Here is a 15,813-nt window from a genome sequence, read left to right as displayed (position 1 = left end):
AATGATAAAACATTAAAATTTATAGAATTTTAGGTTATTTAAAGAATACCTTGTAAAATATTTAAAATAAATTTGCAATTTCATTTTATTTCATAAAAATTTTGAAACTTTACTAATAATATTTGTGTATCTGAATTTAATCTTTAGATTTGCTATTCAAAACAAAGAGAACCAATGTTAAATAACAACTATACTCGTTTCTTCTTTTACTTTTATTTTTACAATAAGAGCAGAGACTTTGTATGTTGTTAAGAAACATATATAATATATAAAGTCTCGAATTTAATTCGAGACTTTTTTTTTGATATAATTTTACCAAATAAGTTGAACAAAACAATCGCAATACAAGGAGCAGAAGGCTCAAACCACCATAAAGTTGCTCGCGACTTTTACGGAACCGAAATTAAATTAAAAGAATGTATGTCTTTTGATGTTTTGGTAGACAGTTTGTTAGATAAATCTGCAGATTTAGGTGTAATGGCTTTAGAGAATACTATTGCAGGTTCTATAATACCTAATTACGCTTTAATAGATAAGCATAATTTACACATTACAAATGAAGAATATTTAAGTATTCATCATCATTTAATGGCGTTAAAAGGGCAAAATATAGCAGATATTAAAGAAGTTTGGTCTCATCCAATGGCATTATTGCAATGTAAAGATTTCTTTAAAAAGCATCCACATATTAAGTTGGTAGAAGATGTAGATACTGCAGAAGTTGCTAAAAGAATATCCAAAGAAAATTTAGATGGTATTGCTGCAATTGCACCAAAAATAGCCGCAGAAATTTTTGATTTAGATGTTTTAGAAGATGAAATACAGACTATAAAAGACAATTCAACAAGATTTGTAATTGTACAAACTGAAAAACCAGAAAACGGAGTTGATCAAATAAATAAAGCGTCATTAAAATTTCAATTAAATCATAAAAGAGGAAGTTTAGCAGCAATATTAAATGTATTGAGTGATTGTAAAATGAATTTAACTAAAATTCAATCTTTACCAGTCATAGAAACTCCTTGGAAATATTCATTTTTTGTTGATATAACTTTTGATGAATATAAAGATTACAAAAAAGCAGAAGCAATTATAGAAATAATGGCTGAAGAATTTAAAATATTAGGAACCTATAAAAACGGTAGAAAATGATTAAAGCTGCCAAAAGATTAGACACAGTTCAAGAATACTATTTCTCTAAAAAATTAAGAGAAGTTAGAGGCTTAGTTGCTGCAGGAAAACCAATTATCAATATGGGAATTGGATCTCCAGATTTGCAACCACCAGCAAAAGTTTTAGAAGCAATTTCTAAAAGTTTAGGAGATGCAAACGCACATAAATATCAATCTTATCAAGGTTTACCAGAATTAAGAAATGCAATTTCAAGTTTTTATAAAAACAAATTTTCTGTAGATACAAATCCAGAAAATGAGATTTTACCTTTAATGGGAAGCAAAGAAGGAATTATGCATATTTCCATGGCTTTTTTAAATGAAGGTGATAAAGTTTTAATTCCAAACCCAGGTTATCCAACGTATACATCAGTAACAAAATTAGTAGGTGCAGAACCTCTTTTTTATAATTTAAGTGATGCTACAAATTGGCAGCCAAATTTTGATGCATTAGAAAATGAAGATTTATCAGATGTAAAAATTATGTGGATAAATTATCCACACATGCCAACAGGTACAGACGCAACATTAGAAACGTTTGAAAAATTGGTAGCATTTGGTAAAAAGCATAATATTTTAATTATTAATGACAATCCTTATAGTTTTATTTTAAACGATAATCCTATCAGCATTTTACAAGTAGAAGGTGCAAAAGATATTGCTTTAGAATTAAATTCTTTAAGTAAAACCTTTAATATGGCTGGCTGGAGAGTGGGTATGTTATTAGGTAATTCAGCTTTAATAAACGAAGTTTTAAAAGTAAAATCTAATATGGATTCTGGTATGTTTTACGGAATTCAAAAAGGAGCCATAGAAGCCTTACGATTATCTGATGATTGGTTTTCTGATCAAAACAAAATTTACGAAGAACGCAGAAAATTAATTTGGCAATTGGCAGATAAATTAGATGCTACTTATAATAAAAATGCAACAGGATTATTTGTTTGGGCAAAGATTCCTGAAGGAAAAAAATCCGAAGAAGTTACAGATTCAGTTTTATACGATAACGATATTTTTATCACTCCAGGAACCATTTTTGGTTCTCAAGGAGAAGGTTATATCCGATTTTCATTATGTGTAACCACAGATGTAATTAAAGAAGCAATATCAAGATTATAAGTTATGAAAAATATATACATGATTGGTATTGGTTTAATTGGTGGTAGTTTTGCTATCGATATTAAAAACCACAATCCAGAAGCTGTCATTCACGGAATTAGTAGAAAAGACGAAACCCTAAATAAAGCTTTAGAATTAAATTTAATTGATAAAAAAGCAACCTTAGATGATTTAGAAAATGCAGACTTGGTAATTGTATCAATCCCTGTAGATGCTACTGTAAAGTTACTGCCAACAATTTTAGATAAAATATCAGATAATGGTTTGGTTGTAGATGCAGGTTCAACAAAAGAAGCAATTTGTAAAGTGGTTGAACATCATCCAAAAAGACGTAATTTTTTAGCAGCACATCCAATTGCAGGTACAGAAAACTCTGGGCCATCAGCAGCCATTTCTGGCTTATATAAAGGGAAAACGAACATTATTTGCGAAGTAGAAAAAACAACTTTTAAGCTTCAAGAAAAAGCTTTAGATCTTTTTAGAGCCATTGGAATGCGTATTCGTTATATGGATCCTGTTTCGCATGACAAGCATATTGCGTATGTTTCGCACTTATCTCACATCAGCGCATTTATGTTAGGTAAAACAGTAATTAATAAAGAAAAAAACGAACGCGATATTTTTGATATGGCAGGTTCAGGTTTTGCATCAACAGTACGTTTGGCAAAAAGTTCGCCAGCAATGTGGACTCCAATTTTTGAACAAAACAAAGAAAACGTAATAGAAACATTAGAAGAGTACATCAGCAATTTGCAAAATTTTAAAGAGTTGATGCAACAAGATAATTTCTCCGAAATTTTTAACGAAATGGAGAATACAAATTATATAAAACAAATTTTAAACGGCATAAAATAAAAGCCAAAACAAGTAGAAAGATGAAGAATACAAAAGAATTAAGAACATGGTTGGACGATATGAAATTAGATCATCCACTAGTAATAGCAGGGCCTTGTAGTGCAGAAACCGAAGAACAGGTTTTAAAAATTGCACACGAATTAAAAGATTCTGATGTAAATTATTATAGAGCAGGTATTTGGAAACCAAGAACAAGACCAGGAAATTTTGAAGGTGTTGGTGCATTAGGTTTAGGATGGTTAAAGAAAGTAAAAGAAGAAACAGGTATGAAAACCTGTACAGAAGTTGCAAATGCAGCACACTGTAAATTAGCAATCGAGAACGATGTAGATTTACTTTGGATAGGAGCTCGTTCTACAGTATCTCCTTTTATTATGCAAGAAATTGCAGACGCTTTGCAAGGTACAGATAAAATTGTATTAGTAAAAAACCCAGTAAATCCAGATTTAGCTTTATGGTTAGGTGGTATAGAAAGATTATATACTGCAGGAATTAAAAATTTAGGAGCAATTCACAGAGGGTTTTCAACTTACGACAAATCTAAATACAGAAACAATCCAAACTGGCAATTAGCTATAGAATTCCAAAACAAATTTCCAGATTTACCATTAATTTGTGATCCTTCACATATTACAGGTAACAGAGAAATGATTCAAGATGTTTCTCAAGTTGCTTTAGATTTAAATTTCGACGGTTTAATGATCGAAACTCATTTCGATCCTGATAATGCTTGGTCTGATGCAGCACAACAAGTAACTCCAACAAAATTGAAATCAATTATGGAAGAGTTAAAAATTAAGAAAACTACAGAAACTGCAACAAGTTACAGAGAACCTTTAGAAAGTTTAAGAGCTCAAATTAATGTAGTAGATGATCAGTTAATTGAGTTGTTAGGTAAAAGAATGAATGTCGCAGATCAAATTGGTGCTTTAAAGAAAGACCAAAATGTTGCTGTTTTACAATCAAGACGTTGGAACGAGATTCTTGGAAACATGGTTTTAGAAGGAACTAGCAAAGGTTTAAGTGAAGAATTTGTTTTAAAAATGTTTAAAGCAATTCACCAAGAATCTATCAATCATCAAGAAAAGATTATTAACGGATAATTTTTGGGCGTTACCCAAGGGTCAGGCTTTCGTTACTCGCTTTTTTGTGAAAAACAAAAAGAGCTCAAACAGGCCACTCAATCCTTAACGCAAAGAGCTAACTCCAAAAGGAAGTTCTTTAAAAATTATCTTATAGATATTAAAAGACTCTTCAGGTTTCCAAAATCTGAAGGGTCTTTTTTATACTCATAACTCTAATTTCTATGTTTCTATATGGTCAGAAATATTTTTTAGACACTTATATAGAAAAACATCGACACTTAGAGTAAAATTCCTTTTTCAGAAATTTTATATCAAGAAGTTTATGATTAAAACTGAATGTTCTCAATACAATTTTCTCATAAATCAAAAATCACTCGAACCTACATTCTAATGTTTGCATAAAATTCTGCATCTTTGTATTAATGACAGGAATCGTATACAAATCCACAGGAAGTTGGTATCAAGTAAAATCTGAAGAAGGTATCTTTTATCAATGCAGAATAAAAGGAAAATTCAGAATAAAAGGTATCAAAAGTACCAATCCAATTGCTGTTGGAGACAAAGTAGTTTTCGATTTAGAAAAAAAAGGAGATGAAGAAACAGGTGTCATCAAAAAAATCTTAGAACGTGAAAATTTTATAGTACGTAAATCTGTAAATCTATCTAAGCAAACACATATTATTGCAGCAAATTTAGATTTGGTTTTTCTATTAATTACTATAGATAATCCACCAACATTTACCGCATTTATAGATCGTTTTTTAGTAACCACAAGAGCTTATAGAATAGATACAGTTTTGGTGTTTAATAAAATAGATTCTTATGCAATAGAAGAACGAGCAGAAATTTTATACTTAAAAGATATTTACGAAGCTATTGGTTACAGATGTGTTGAGGTTTCTGCAACCAAGAATAAAAATGTAGATAAAATTAAAGAAATGATGATTGGCAAAACATCTATGTTTGTTGGTCATTCTGGCGTTGGTAAAACTACTTTGGTAAATACTATAGAACCTACTTTAGATTTAAAAACCAAAGAAATTTCTGATCAGCATAAGCAAGGACAACATACTACAACCTTTGCAGAAATGTTTGATTTAAGTTTCGATGCTAGAATTATAGACACCCCAGGTATTAAAGGTTTTGGAGTTGTAGATATGGATAAATACGAATTAGGTGATTATTTTCCAGAATTTTTCGAGCTAAAACAATATTGTAAATTCAATGATTGTTTGCATTTAAAAGAACCACAATGTGCAGTAAAAGCAGCTTTAGAAGACGAAGAAATTTCTTGGTCTAGATACAGAAGTTATCTTCAAATTTTAGAAGGTGAAGAAGAAACAGAACACTACAGAACAGATATTTGGGACGAAGAAGATAATGAATAAACTATGAAAATTGTTATTCAAAGAGTTTCTGAAGCAAGTGTAACCATTAATCAAGTTAAAGTTGCAGATATTAAAAAAGGATTGTTAATTCTTTTAGGTATTGTAAATGAAGATACACAAGAAGATATCAATTGGTTAGTGCGTAAAATTGCAAATCTTCGCATTTTTAATGATGAAAATGGTGTAATGAATAACTCTCTTTTAGATATTGATGGGGAAGTAATTGTTGTCAGTCAGTTTACATTACAAGCATCCACAAAAAAAGGAAACAGACCCAGTTATATTAAAGCAGCAAAACCAGAGGTAGCTATTCCTTTGTATAAAGGTTTTGTAACATCATTACAAAAAGAAATTAAAACGGAAGTACAAACAGGTAAGTTTGGCGCAGATATGAAAGTTGAGTTATTAAATGATGGGCCAGTAACCATAATCATCGATTCTAAAAATAAAGAGTAACTTAACGTTTGTTAATTTTGTATTAAAAAACAGTAAAATATATTCCAAGGAAAATAAAATAACATATATTTGCCATGGAAAATAAATAACCAATCTTAAAATTTATAAAAAATGAAAAAATTAGTTTTATCATTAGCAGTTGTAGCATCAGTTTTAACAGCTTGTAAAAGCGAAAAAAAAGAAAAAGTAGCTACTAACGAAGCTGTAAAAGTAGAAGTAAATGTTTCTGAATTAAATAATGTAGATACTGCTATATCAGTATTAACTTGGAAAGGAACAAAACCAGGTGGAGCACATGATGGAACTGTAGCTTTAAAAAGTGGAGGTTTGTTATTAGAAGAAGGTACTTTAAAAGGTGGTGAATTTGTAGTAGATTTAACTACAATTACAAACTCAGATATGAAAGGTAGTGGAGGTGCTGCAAAGTTAGAAGGTCACTTAAAAAATGCAGACTTTTTTGATGTAGAAACTTACCCAACATCAACATTTGTAATTACTAATGTAGAGCCTAAAGAGGGTAAATTACATGTAACAGGTAATTTACAAATTAAAGATGTAACTAAAAGTATAACAATACCTGCAACTGTTTCTACAGAAGGTGGTGTTACCACTTTTAAAAGCGAAACATTTAATATAAACAGAGCAGATTTTAATGTAAAACACGGATCTAAATCTTTTTTCGATAATTTAAAAGATAAGTTTATAGATGATATGATGGAATTATCTTTTGAAGTAAAAACAAAGGCATAAATTTTATTTATCATTAAAATTATTTAAACCCAGAACTTTTAGTTTTGGTTTTTTTTTTTAAATTGCATTGCTATTTAAAAAATCTATGATAAAAGATAAATACCCCAACTCACTGCTAGCAGTATTATTTTTACTTACTTTAAATACGTTCTCACAAATTAGTGAGTTAACTGCATTTACAATTCCACCAGAATTAAAAGAAGATGCAAATGCTGTTGTTAGAAACAATATTACAGAGATTACTATAGAAGATGTAAATAGAATGGTTGTTTCCAAAAAAATGGTAGTAACTGTACTAAATAAACTTGGTAATTCAGACGCTGGTATTTATGAGAGTTATGATAATGATACCAAAATAACCAACCTCACAGCTATTATTTACGACGCTTTTGGCAACGAAATTAAAAAGTTTAAAGAAAGAGATTTTATAGATGTAAGTGCAGTTGATGGTGGTACTTTGTATTCTGATGCTAGAGTTAAATATATAGATTATACTCCAATTTCTTATCCTTATACATTAGTTTTTGAATCAGAATACAGAACGTCTACAACTGGTTTTATTCCTTGGTGGAGTCCAGTAAATGGTTACTATGTATCAGTAGAAAAAAGTAGTTATACTTTAAAAAATCCGAAAGCTATTCCTTGGCGAATTAAAGAAACCAACTTTACAGATTATAATATTGAAAAAAATGAATCTGATACTGAATTAAATTATTCCTTGGCAAAGAAAACTGCTTTAGAATACGAAAATCAAAGTCCTGCTTACAGAGATATTTTACCAATAGTTAAAATTGCATTAAACAAATTTAGTTTAAAAGGTGTTTATGGTGAAGCTACAAATTGGAAAGAGTTTGGTAAATGGATGCACGAATCGCTTTTAGTAGGTAGAGATGTTATTGATGATGCTACTAAATATAAATTATTAGATTTAGTAAAAGATGCCAAAACAGATGTAGAAAAAACAAAAATTGTATATGAATTTATGCAAAATAAAACCAGATATATCAGTGTACAAGTTGGTATTGGTGGTTGGGAACCTATTGCTGCAAATAAAGTAGATCAAGTTGGTTATGGAGATTGTAAAGGGTTATCTAATTACACAAAAGCTTTGCTAGATGTTGTTGGTGTTACTTCTTATTATACTGTAGTTTATGCAAAAGAAAGAAGAAATTTAGACAAAGATTTTTCATCCATTCAAGGAAATCATGTTATCTTAAATGTACCTAATAATGGTAATGATATTTGGTTAGAATGTACAAGTCAGACCATGCCTTTTGGGTTTTTAGGCGATTTTACAGATGATAGAGATGTATTAGTGGTTACTCCAGAAGGCGGAATTATTAAAAGAACGGCCTCTTATACAGACGAAGTAAACCTACAAACAATAAAAGGAGAAATAGAATTAACAGCTCAAGGAGATGTAAAAGCTACTTTAAAAAGAACATCAAAAGGGATTCAGTATGATGATAAATTTTACTTCGAAAACTATACTGATGAAGAATTGATTAAAAACTACAAATCGAATGTTTGGAGTTATAATAATAATTTAGAGGTAGATGCTTATCAATTAAATAACGACAAAGAAAATGTGGTTTTTACAGAAGATTTGGGGCTTTCTATAAAAAGTTTTGCATCAGTAAACGAAACCGAATATTTATTTCGAGTAAATATATTTAACAAAGAAAGTTACATCCCAAAAAGGTATAGAAAAAGAAATTTACCCTTAAAAATTAGCAGAGGTTATAAAGATGTAGATGAATATACTATTAAAATTCCTGATTCTTATAAATTAGAATATATACCAGAAAACAAAGAATTATCTACCAAGTTTGGTACTTATAAAATAAGCTTTCATAAAATAGATGAATCTACTTTTTCTTACAAAAAAGAAATTTTGATGAAAGAAGGTGTGCATCCAAAAGAAGATTACAAAGCTTATAGAAGTTTTAGAAGAAGTATTGCAAAATCAGAAAATTTAAGAATAGCACTTATTAAAAAGTAACCATGAAAAAGAGCATTTTAGTAGTATTAGTAGTTTTTTTACAATTATCATTAGTAGCCCAAGATTATAAGTTTGGTAAAGTATCAAAAGAAGAATTAGAAGAAGAATTTTATCCTTTAGATTCTACAGCAGATGCTGCATATTTATATAAATACAGAAGATCATTTTTTAATTATTCACAAAATCAAGGCTTTCAATTAATCACAGAAATACATCACAGAATTAAGATTTATACCAAAGAAGGTTTTGATTATGCTACAACATCAATAAAATATTATAAACCAGATTCTGGTGATTCAGAATCTGTAAGTAGTATTAAAGGCTATACATTTTATTTAGAAAATGGTAAATTAATTAAAGAAAAACTCTCTAAAGAAGGAATTTTTAAAGAGAAAATAAATAAATATAATAGTAGTGTAAAAATAACAATGCCTAAAATTAAAGAAGGTTGTGTTTTAGATATTAAATATAAAATTTCATCACCTTATGCAACTTCTATTGCAGATATTCAATTTCAAAAAGGGATACCTATAAAAAAATTAAGTAGTCAAGTTGAGTTTCCAGAGTATTATAAGTTTAATAAAATGAATAAAGGTTATTATATGGTTCCTATGAAAGAATCATCTAAAACTGGTAGAATTGGAGATTTATCATATAGGATAAATGTTTTTTATTTTGATGGTAAAGATATACCAGCGTTAAGAAATGACGAGTCGTATGTAGCGAATATATATAACTATAGAGGAGGAATGAAATTTGAATTAGCACAGACCGATTTTTTAAGTATTGGTGGAGATTTAAAGAATTATTCCACAACTTGGGAAAATATTAGTAAACAAATTTATGAATCATCATCTTTTGGAAACGAACTCAATAAATCTAGTTATTATAAAGATGACTTGGCAAAAATTCTAGCAGAGAATACAACTGAAAACCAAAAGATTGTAGCCATTTTCGAATTTGTAAAAAGCAAAGTTAAGTGGAACGGTTTTTATGGAAAATATTCAGATAAAGGTGTAAAAACTGCCTATAAAGAAAATTCTGGTAATGTGGCAGATATCAATTTAATATTAACTTCTATGTTACGTTCTGCAGGTTTAAATGCCAATCCTGTTTTAATAAGTTCGCAAGGAAATGGAGTTCCATTTTTCCCAACTTTAAAAGGTTTCGATTATGTTATTTCTGTTGTGCAAATGGCAAACAATACTAATATATTGTTAGATGCCACTGAACAATATAGTACACCAAATATTTTACCAATTAGAGCTTTAAATTGGCAAGGTAGAGTTGTAGCTGAAAATGGTAATTCTTCTTGGATAAAATTATCAACAGAAATCCATGCTACTGAAGAAAATATGATAATGGTTAAAATTACTGATGATTTTATGATTGAAGGTTTAATTAGAACCAAATATGGTAATTTAAATGCCTTAAACTTCAGAAAAAATAACAATCATCTTAAAGAAGAAGAATTAATTACTAAATATGAAGAGAATAATAATTTAGAAATCGAAGATTTTAAAATAGTTAACAAAGAAAAATTAGAGAAACAAATTATTAGAAATGTAAAGTTTACAAACGAAGATTTAATAGAGCAAATTGGAAACAAACTATATATTGAACCTTCTTTGTTTTTAACAAAACGTAAAAACCCTTTTAAACTATCTGAACGTAAATATCCGATAGATTTTGCTACTGCTTGGCAAGATAAAAATATTGTTTCGATAAATATTCCAGATGGTTATGCTGTAGAAAAATTGCCAGAAACATTAGCAATTGGATTACCAAATAATTATGGAATTTTTAAATATCATGTTACACAAAATGGCAATAAAATAAAGACAGTTTCTGTTTTACAATTTAATTCATCTATAATTCCTGTTCAGTTTTATGCATATTTAAAAGATTTCTATGGTAAAATGGTACAAAAACAGACAGAAAAAATAGTTTTAGTAAAACAGTAAAATTCTAATTTTATAAATTAATTGAGGTTGTGTTTTTAACTTCCTTAATAGTAAAAGTGCTATGGGTACTTCCAATATATTTTATGGCTGTTAATTTACTAACCATAAAATTTCTATAAGTATCCATATCCTTAACATATATTTTTAAAATATAATCATAATCTCCACTTACGTGAAAACATTCTGAAACTTCTTCTAGTTTAGATATTTCACGTTCAAAAGTGGTTACATATTCTCTAGAATGTTGAATTAATTTTACATGGCAAAAAACTAAAAAAGACTTTTCAATTTTATTTCTATTGATGATAGCCACATATTTTTCAATTACCTTTTCCTTTTCTAGTTTTTTAATACGCTCATAAACAGCAGTAACAGATAGGTTTAATTGTAAAGAAAGTTGCTTTGTAGTTTGTTTACCATCATTTTGTAGTAAATTAATAAGTTTTTTATCAGTAGAATCCATAATAACAAATTTTCTAAAAAGTAGAAACACAATTAATTTTTATAGTTTTTATAACTATATAGTGACTCAAATTTAGATAAATAATCTATATTTAATGTATTGTGTTAATAATATTTCTTTTTAGTTGTTTTTTTGATGTAAATAAAACTACTAATTATGAAATTCAACCCAGCAGAAAATATTCAAGATTTACAATATTTTGGAGAATTTGGAGGCGTTAATCCATCAATTTCAGATTCATCAACATACACCTTTTTATCAGCAAAAACAATGTTTGATACTTTTGAAGGTAATGCAGATGGCTGTTATTTATACTCACGTCATTCAACACCATCAAATTTATATTTAGGAGAAGCACTAGCAGCAATGGAAGGTTCAGAAACTGCAAATGTAACAGCATCTGGTATGGGGGCAATAACTTCGGTTTTATTGCAACTTTGTAGTTCTGGAGATCACATTATTTCTAGCAGAACCATTTATGGAGGCACTTACGCATTCTTAAAAAACTTTACACCAAAATTTGGCATAGCAACTAGTTTTATAGACATCACAAATTTAGATGTTGTAGAGGCTTCAATAACAGAAAATACGAAAGTTTTGTATTGTGAAGCTGTAAGTAATCCGTTATTAGAAGTGGCAGATATAAAAGGTTTATCAGCTTTAGCTAAAAAATATAATTTAAAATTAGTGGTAGATAATTCGTTTTCGCCATTGTCAATATCTCCTGCAAAATTAGGTGCAGATGTAGTTTGCCATAGTTTAACGAAGTTTATAAATGGTTCTTCAGATACTGTAGGAGGTGTAGTTTGTGGTACAAAAGAATTTATAAATGCTCTAAGAAATGTAAATGATGGTGCAAGTATGTTGTTAGGTGTTACTATGGATAGTTTAAGAGCAGCTTCAATATTAAAAAATATGAGAACTTTACATATTAGAATAAAACAACATAGTAAAAATGCTATATTTTTAGCTGATAAGTTTGAGGCTGATGGATTAAAGACAGTATATCCAGGGTTAAAAAGTCATCCTTCAAATTCCTTATATAAACAAATGATGAATGTAGAATATGGTTTTGGAGGAATGTTAACAATAGATGTTGGTTCGTTGCAAAAAGCAAATGAATTAATGGAGCTAATGCAACAAAGAAACTTAGGTTATTTAGCAGTAAGTTTAGGTTTTTACAAAACATTATTTTCTGCACCTGGTAGTTCTACATCTTCAGAAATACCAGAAAAAGAACAAAAAGAAATGGGGTTATCAGATGGTTTAATTCGTTTTTCTATTGGCTTAGATAATAATATTGAACGCACTTATAAAATGATGAAAAAATGTATGGAAGATGTAAATGTTTTATAAATACGTTAAACTAATATTTTAAGTTTTATTAAACATTTAAAACAAGAATTTTTGCAATCTTTGTAATATCATTCATTTAATTAAATTTCTAATCATCAAGATTTTATTACACTATGAAAATACTCGTACAATTAGCAAGAATTATAGTAGGTGTCTTATTTATTTTTTCAGGATTTGTAAAATTGGTAGATCCAATTGGTTCTCAATATAAATTCGAAGAATATTTTTCTGAAGGTGTTTTAAATATGGAATTTCTAATTCCTTATGCATTAACATTTTCTATTATTCTAATCATTGCAGAAATTGTTTTAGGGGTAGCTTTATTAGTGGGCTGGAAACCGAAATTTACAGTAATAAGTTTAAAAATAATTATTTTAATATTCTTGTTTTTAACTTGGTATTCTGCTTATTATGATAAAGTTACAGATTGTGGTTGTTTTGGTGATGCTATAAAATTAAAACCTTGGGAAACATTTTATAAAGACGTAGCTCTTACAATTTTAATCTTCTTTATTGGCTTTAAAATTAAGTACATAAAACCGATAGCAAAAAAGTTTATTCCTTTTCAGATTGTATTTGTTTCGCTAATTATTTCTTCATTTATTACTTATTATGTCTTAGCACATTTACCAATAATCGATTTTAGAGCGTATGCTATTGGTAAAAACTTACCAGAAGGAATGGAGTATAAAGATGATGGAGAAATACCTCCAGTTCATGATTTTATGTTAGAAAATGCACAAAATGATTTAGCACCTCAAATTCTAAAAATGGATAAAGTAATGCTAATTATTATGTCTAGTTTCGAAAAATCGGATTATAATGCTTTTCCAGAGGTAAAAAAGATTTCTGAAGAAGCCATGCAAAAAGGTTACAAAGTTTATGGTGCTTCTGCCTCTTTTTCTGATATTATTGATTTAACAATTAAGAAATACAATTTACCTTTCGAGGTTTTATTCTGTGATGAAACCACTCTAAAAACAATGATTAGAGCAAATCCTGGAATAATGATTTTAAAAAACGGAACAGTTACAGAAAAGAAAAACTGGTCAGATATTGACGATATAGAACTATAATGAAAAGTTTATTATTCGTTTTTATTGGTGGTGGTTTTGGTAGTGTTTTACGATTTTTAATTGGTAAATGGCTAAATAATTCAGAAAACGGAATACCTTATGGCACATTTGTAGCCAATATTTTAGGTAGTCTTTTTATAGGGTTTATTTTAGGTTACGCTGCCAAAAATAATGCACTTAGCCAAAATCATACTTTATTATTAGCAACTGGTTTTTGTGGTGGTTTTACTACATTTTCTACTTTTGCGTATGAAAACCATATCTTTCTAAAATCAGGAGATTTTACTTCTTTTGCCTTTTACACAATAGCAAGTTTTGTGGTTGGCTTTTTGGCTGTTTTTGCAGGAATGTATTTGGTGAAATTTATATAAATGTCAGTTCGAGTGAATTTATGAAGAATGAATAAATTTGCATCGAGAACAATTAAAATCCTAATAAATGAATGAATTCGTAACCTATCAACCTAATGAAAATTACGCAATAATTACCATTAATAACGGAAAAGCAAATGCCATTTCTCATGAAGTTATTGAAGGTTTAAACACAAGTTTAGACAAAGCAGAACAAGAAAATAAAATTGTAATTCTCACAGGTACACAAGGAATTTTTTCAGGAGGATTTGATTTAAAAGTGATGACAAAATCACCTGAATCTGCATTAGAGTTGGTTACAAAAGGTTCGCAACTATCATTAAGAATGTTGTCTTTTTCTAAACCAATTATTGTTGCTTGTAATGGTCATGCAATTGCAAAAGGAGCTTTTTTATTATTATCAGCAGACTATAGAATTGGGGTAGATGGCGATTTTAAAATCGGTTTAAACGAAGTTATGATTGGTATGACAATGCATAATGCTGGTATTGCCATTGCAAATTCTCGTTTATCAGAAGTATATTTAAACAGAGCTGTAAATAATTCAGAAATATTTAATTCAAAGGATGCTGTAAAAGCTGGGTTTTTAGATCTAATTGTTCCAGAAGAAGCTTTATTACCAACTGCAATTAAGGTAGCAAATATGTTTTCTAAATTAAACAAAAAAGCACACGCAGCTACAAAATTAAAAGTTAGAAAACCCCATTTAGAAGCGTTGTTAAATGCAATTGAGTTAGATGCAAAAGGAACTATTTCTATAGATGCCTAATCTAATTTATAAATTGATTATTTTCGCAGGCGATTACAAGTTAAAAAATTAAACAAAAAATAAATGAAAGCATATATTTTTCCAGGTCAAGGAGCTCAATTCACAGGAATGGGATTAGATTTATACGAAAAATCACCTTTAGCACAAGAATATTTTGAAAAAGCAAACGATATTTTAGGCTTTTCAATTACAGATATTATGTTCGAAGGTACAGCTGAACAATTAAAAGAAACCAAAGTTACACAACCAGCAATTTTTTTGCATTCTGTAATTTTAGCTAAAGTTTTAGGTGATTCTTTTCAACCAGAAATGGTTGCAGGTCATTCTTTAGGAGAATTATCAGCTTTAGTTGCAAACGGAGTTTTATCTTTTGAAGACGGATTAAAATTGGTTTCTAAAAGAGCTTTAGCAATGCAAAAAGCTTGTGAAATTGCACCATCAACAATGGCAGCAGTTTTAGGTTTAGAAGATAAAGTGGTAGAAGATACTTGTGCAGAAATTGATGGAGTAGTAGTAGCTGCAAATTACAATTGTCCAGGTCAATTAGTAATTTCTGGAGAAATTGAAGCAGTAGAAAAAGCTTGTGAAGTTTTAACAGAAAAAGGAGCAAGAAGAGCATTGTTATTACCAGTTGGTGGTGCATTTCACTCGCCAATGATGGAGCCTGCAAGAGAAGAATTAGCTGCTGCAATAGAAGCAACAACTTTTAGCAAGCCAACTTGTGCTGTGTATCAAAATGTGGTTGCAAAAGCAGTTACAAATCCAGAGGAAATTAAAGAAAATCTAATTGCTCAATTAACTGCACCAGTAAAATGGACACAGTGTGTACAAGCAATGATTACAGATGGTGGAAAAGAATTTATAGAAGTTGGGCCAGGTAAAGTTTTACAAGGTTTAATGCGTAAAATCGATAGATCTGTTACTGCTAGTGGAGCTGCTTTAGCAGAATAATACAAAAATATTTTAAATAAAAAAGTCCCAATTTCA

At 29.1% G+C, this 15,813-nt stretch carries 15 protein-coding genes; 14 read left to right on the top strand and 1 reads right to left on the bottom strand.

Features of this window, described 5'->3' with window-relative positions:
• The first annotated feature begins 324 nt into the window (after positions 1–324).
• The 9 genes from KO506_RS03795 (at position 325) to KO506_RS03755 (ending at position 10,791) form a co-directional block, all read left to right on the top strand.
• Positions 325–1,152, top strand: coding sequence for a prephenate dehydratase (locus KO506_RS03795; protein WP_215993562.1), 828 nt, complete (start codon positions 325–327; stop codon positions 1,150–1,152).
• Positions 1,149–2,291: a pyridoxal phosphate-dependent aminotransferase gene (locus KO506_RS03790; protein ID WP_215993561.1), complete on the top strand. Its 1,143-nt coding sequence runs from the start codon at positions 1,149–1,151 to the stop codon at positions 2,289–2,291. The genes KO506_RS03795 and KO506_RS03790 overlap by 4 nt, the downstream gene beginning before the upstream one ends.
• A gap of 3 nt (positions 2,292–2,294) precedes the next feature.
• Positions 2,295–3,146, top strand: coding sequence for a prephenate dehydrogenase (locus KO506_RS03785; RefSeq protein WP_215993560.1), 852 nt, complete (start codon positions 2,295–2,297; stop codon positions 3,144–3,146).
• Positions 3,147–3,166: 20 nt separating this feature from the next.
• Positions 3,167–4,249 (top strand): bifunctional 3-deoxy-7-phosphoheptulonate synthase/chorismate mutase type II, encoded by a 1,083-nt coding sequence (locus KO506_RS03780; RefSeq protein WP_215993559.1) that lies wholly within the window; start codon positions 3,167–3,169, stop codon positions 4,247–4,249.
• A 404-nt stretch (positions 4,250–4,653) separates the two neighbouring features.
• A complete protein-coding gene (gene rsgA, locus KO506_RS03775; RefSeq protein WP_215993558.1) occupies positions 4,654–5,619 on the top strand; it encodes a ribosome small subunit-dependent GTPase A in 966 nt (321 codons plus the stop codon).
• 3 nt (positions 5,620–5,622) lie between these two features.
• Entirely contained in the window at positions 5,623–6,075 is a 453-nt protein-coding gene (gene dtd, locus KO506_RS03770) for a D-aminoacyl-tRNA deacylase (protein ID WP_215993557.1), read from the top strand.
• A 111-nt stretch (positions 6,076–6,186) separates the two neighbouring features.
• Positions 6,187–6,825, top strand: coding sequence for a YceI family protein (locus KO506_RS03765; protein ID WP_215993556.1), 639 nt, complete (start codon positions 6,187–6,189; stop codon positions 6,823–6,825).
• Between the two features lie 85 nt (positions 6,826–6,910).
• Entirely contained in the window at positions 6,911–8,827 is a 1,917-nt protein-coding gene (locus KO506_RS03760; RefSeq protein ID WP_215993555.1) for a DUF3857 domain-containing protein, read from the top strand.
• Positions 8,828–8,829: 2 nt separating this feature from the next.
• Positions 8,830–10,791, top strand: coding sequence for a transglutaminase-like domain-containing protein (locus KO506_RS03755; RefSeq protein ID WP_215993554.1), 1,962 nt, complete (start codon positions 8,830–8,832; stop codon positions 10,789–10,791).
• Between the two features lie 10 nt (positions 10,792–10,801).
• Here KO506_RS03755 and KO506_RS03750 read toward each other — a convergent pair whose 3' ends face one another.
• Complete coding sequence (locus KO506_RS03750; protein ID WP_215993553.1) at positions 10,802–11,254, bottom strand: Lrp/AsnC family transcriptional regulator; 453 nt, start codon at positions 11,252–11,254, stop codon at positions 10,802–10,804.
• A 156-nt stretch (positions 11,255–11,410) separates the two neighbouring features.
• Between KO506_RS03750 and KO506_RS03745 the strand changes: the two genes are divergently transcribed.
• From KO506_RS03745 to fabD, 5 genes are all read left to right on the top strand, one after another.
• Positions 11,411–12,610, top strand: coding sequence for an aminotransferase class I/II-fold pyridoxal phosphate-dependent enzyme (locus tag KO506_RS03745; RefSeq protein ID WP_215993552.1), 1,200 nt, complete (start codon positions 11,411–11,413; stop codon positions 12,608–12,610).
• A gap of 113 nt (positions 12,611–12,723) precedes the next feature.
• On the top strand, positions 12,724–13,686 hold the full coding sequence (locus tag KO506_RS03740) for a DoxX family protein (protein ID WP_215993551.1): 963 nt from the start codon (positions 12,724–12,726) through the stop codon (positions 13,684–13,686).
• Complete coding sequence (gene crcB, locus KO506_RS03735; RefSeq protein WP_215993550.1) at positions 13,686–14,057, top strand: fluoride efflux transporter CrcB; 372 nt, start codon at positions 13,686–13,688, stop codon at positions 14,055–14,057. The genes KO506_RS03740 and crcB overlap by 1 nt, the downstream gene beginning before the upstream one ends.
• A gap of 67 nt (positions 14,058–14,124) precedes the next feature.
• Positions 14,125–14,826 (top strand): crotonase/enoyl-CoA hydratase family protein, encoded by a 702-nt coding sequence (locus KO506_RS03730; protein ID WP_215993549.1) that lies wholly within the window; start codon positions 14,125–14,127, stop codon positions 14,824–14,826.
• Positions 14,827–14,889: 63 nt separating this feature from the next.
• Positions 14,890–15,777 (top strand): ACP S-malonyltransferase, encoded by an 888-nt coding sequence (fabD, locus tag KO506_RS03725; RefSeq protein WP_215993548.1) that lies wholly within the window; start codon positions 14,890–14,892, stop codon positions 15,775–15,777.
• Positions 15,778–15,813: the final 36 nt, after the last annotated feature.

The sequence above is a fragment of the Polaribacter vadi genome (assembly GCF_018861005.1).
Classification (GTDB): domain Bacteria; phylum Bacteroidota; class Bacteroidia; order Flavobacteriales; family Flavobacteriaceae; genus Polaribacter; species Polaribacter vadi_A.
This window is presented reverse-complemented; position numbering and strand designations above follow the sequence as displayed.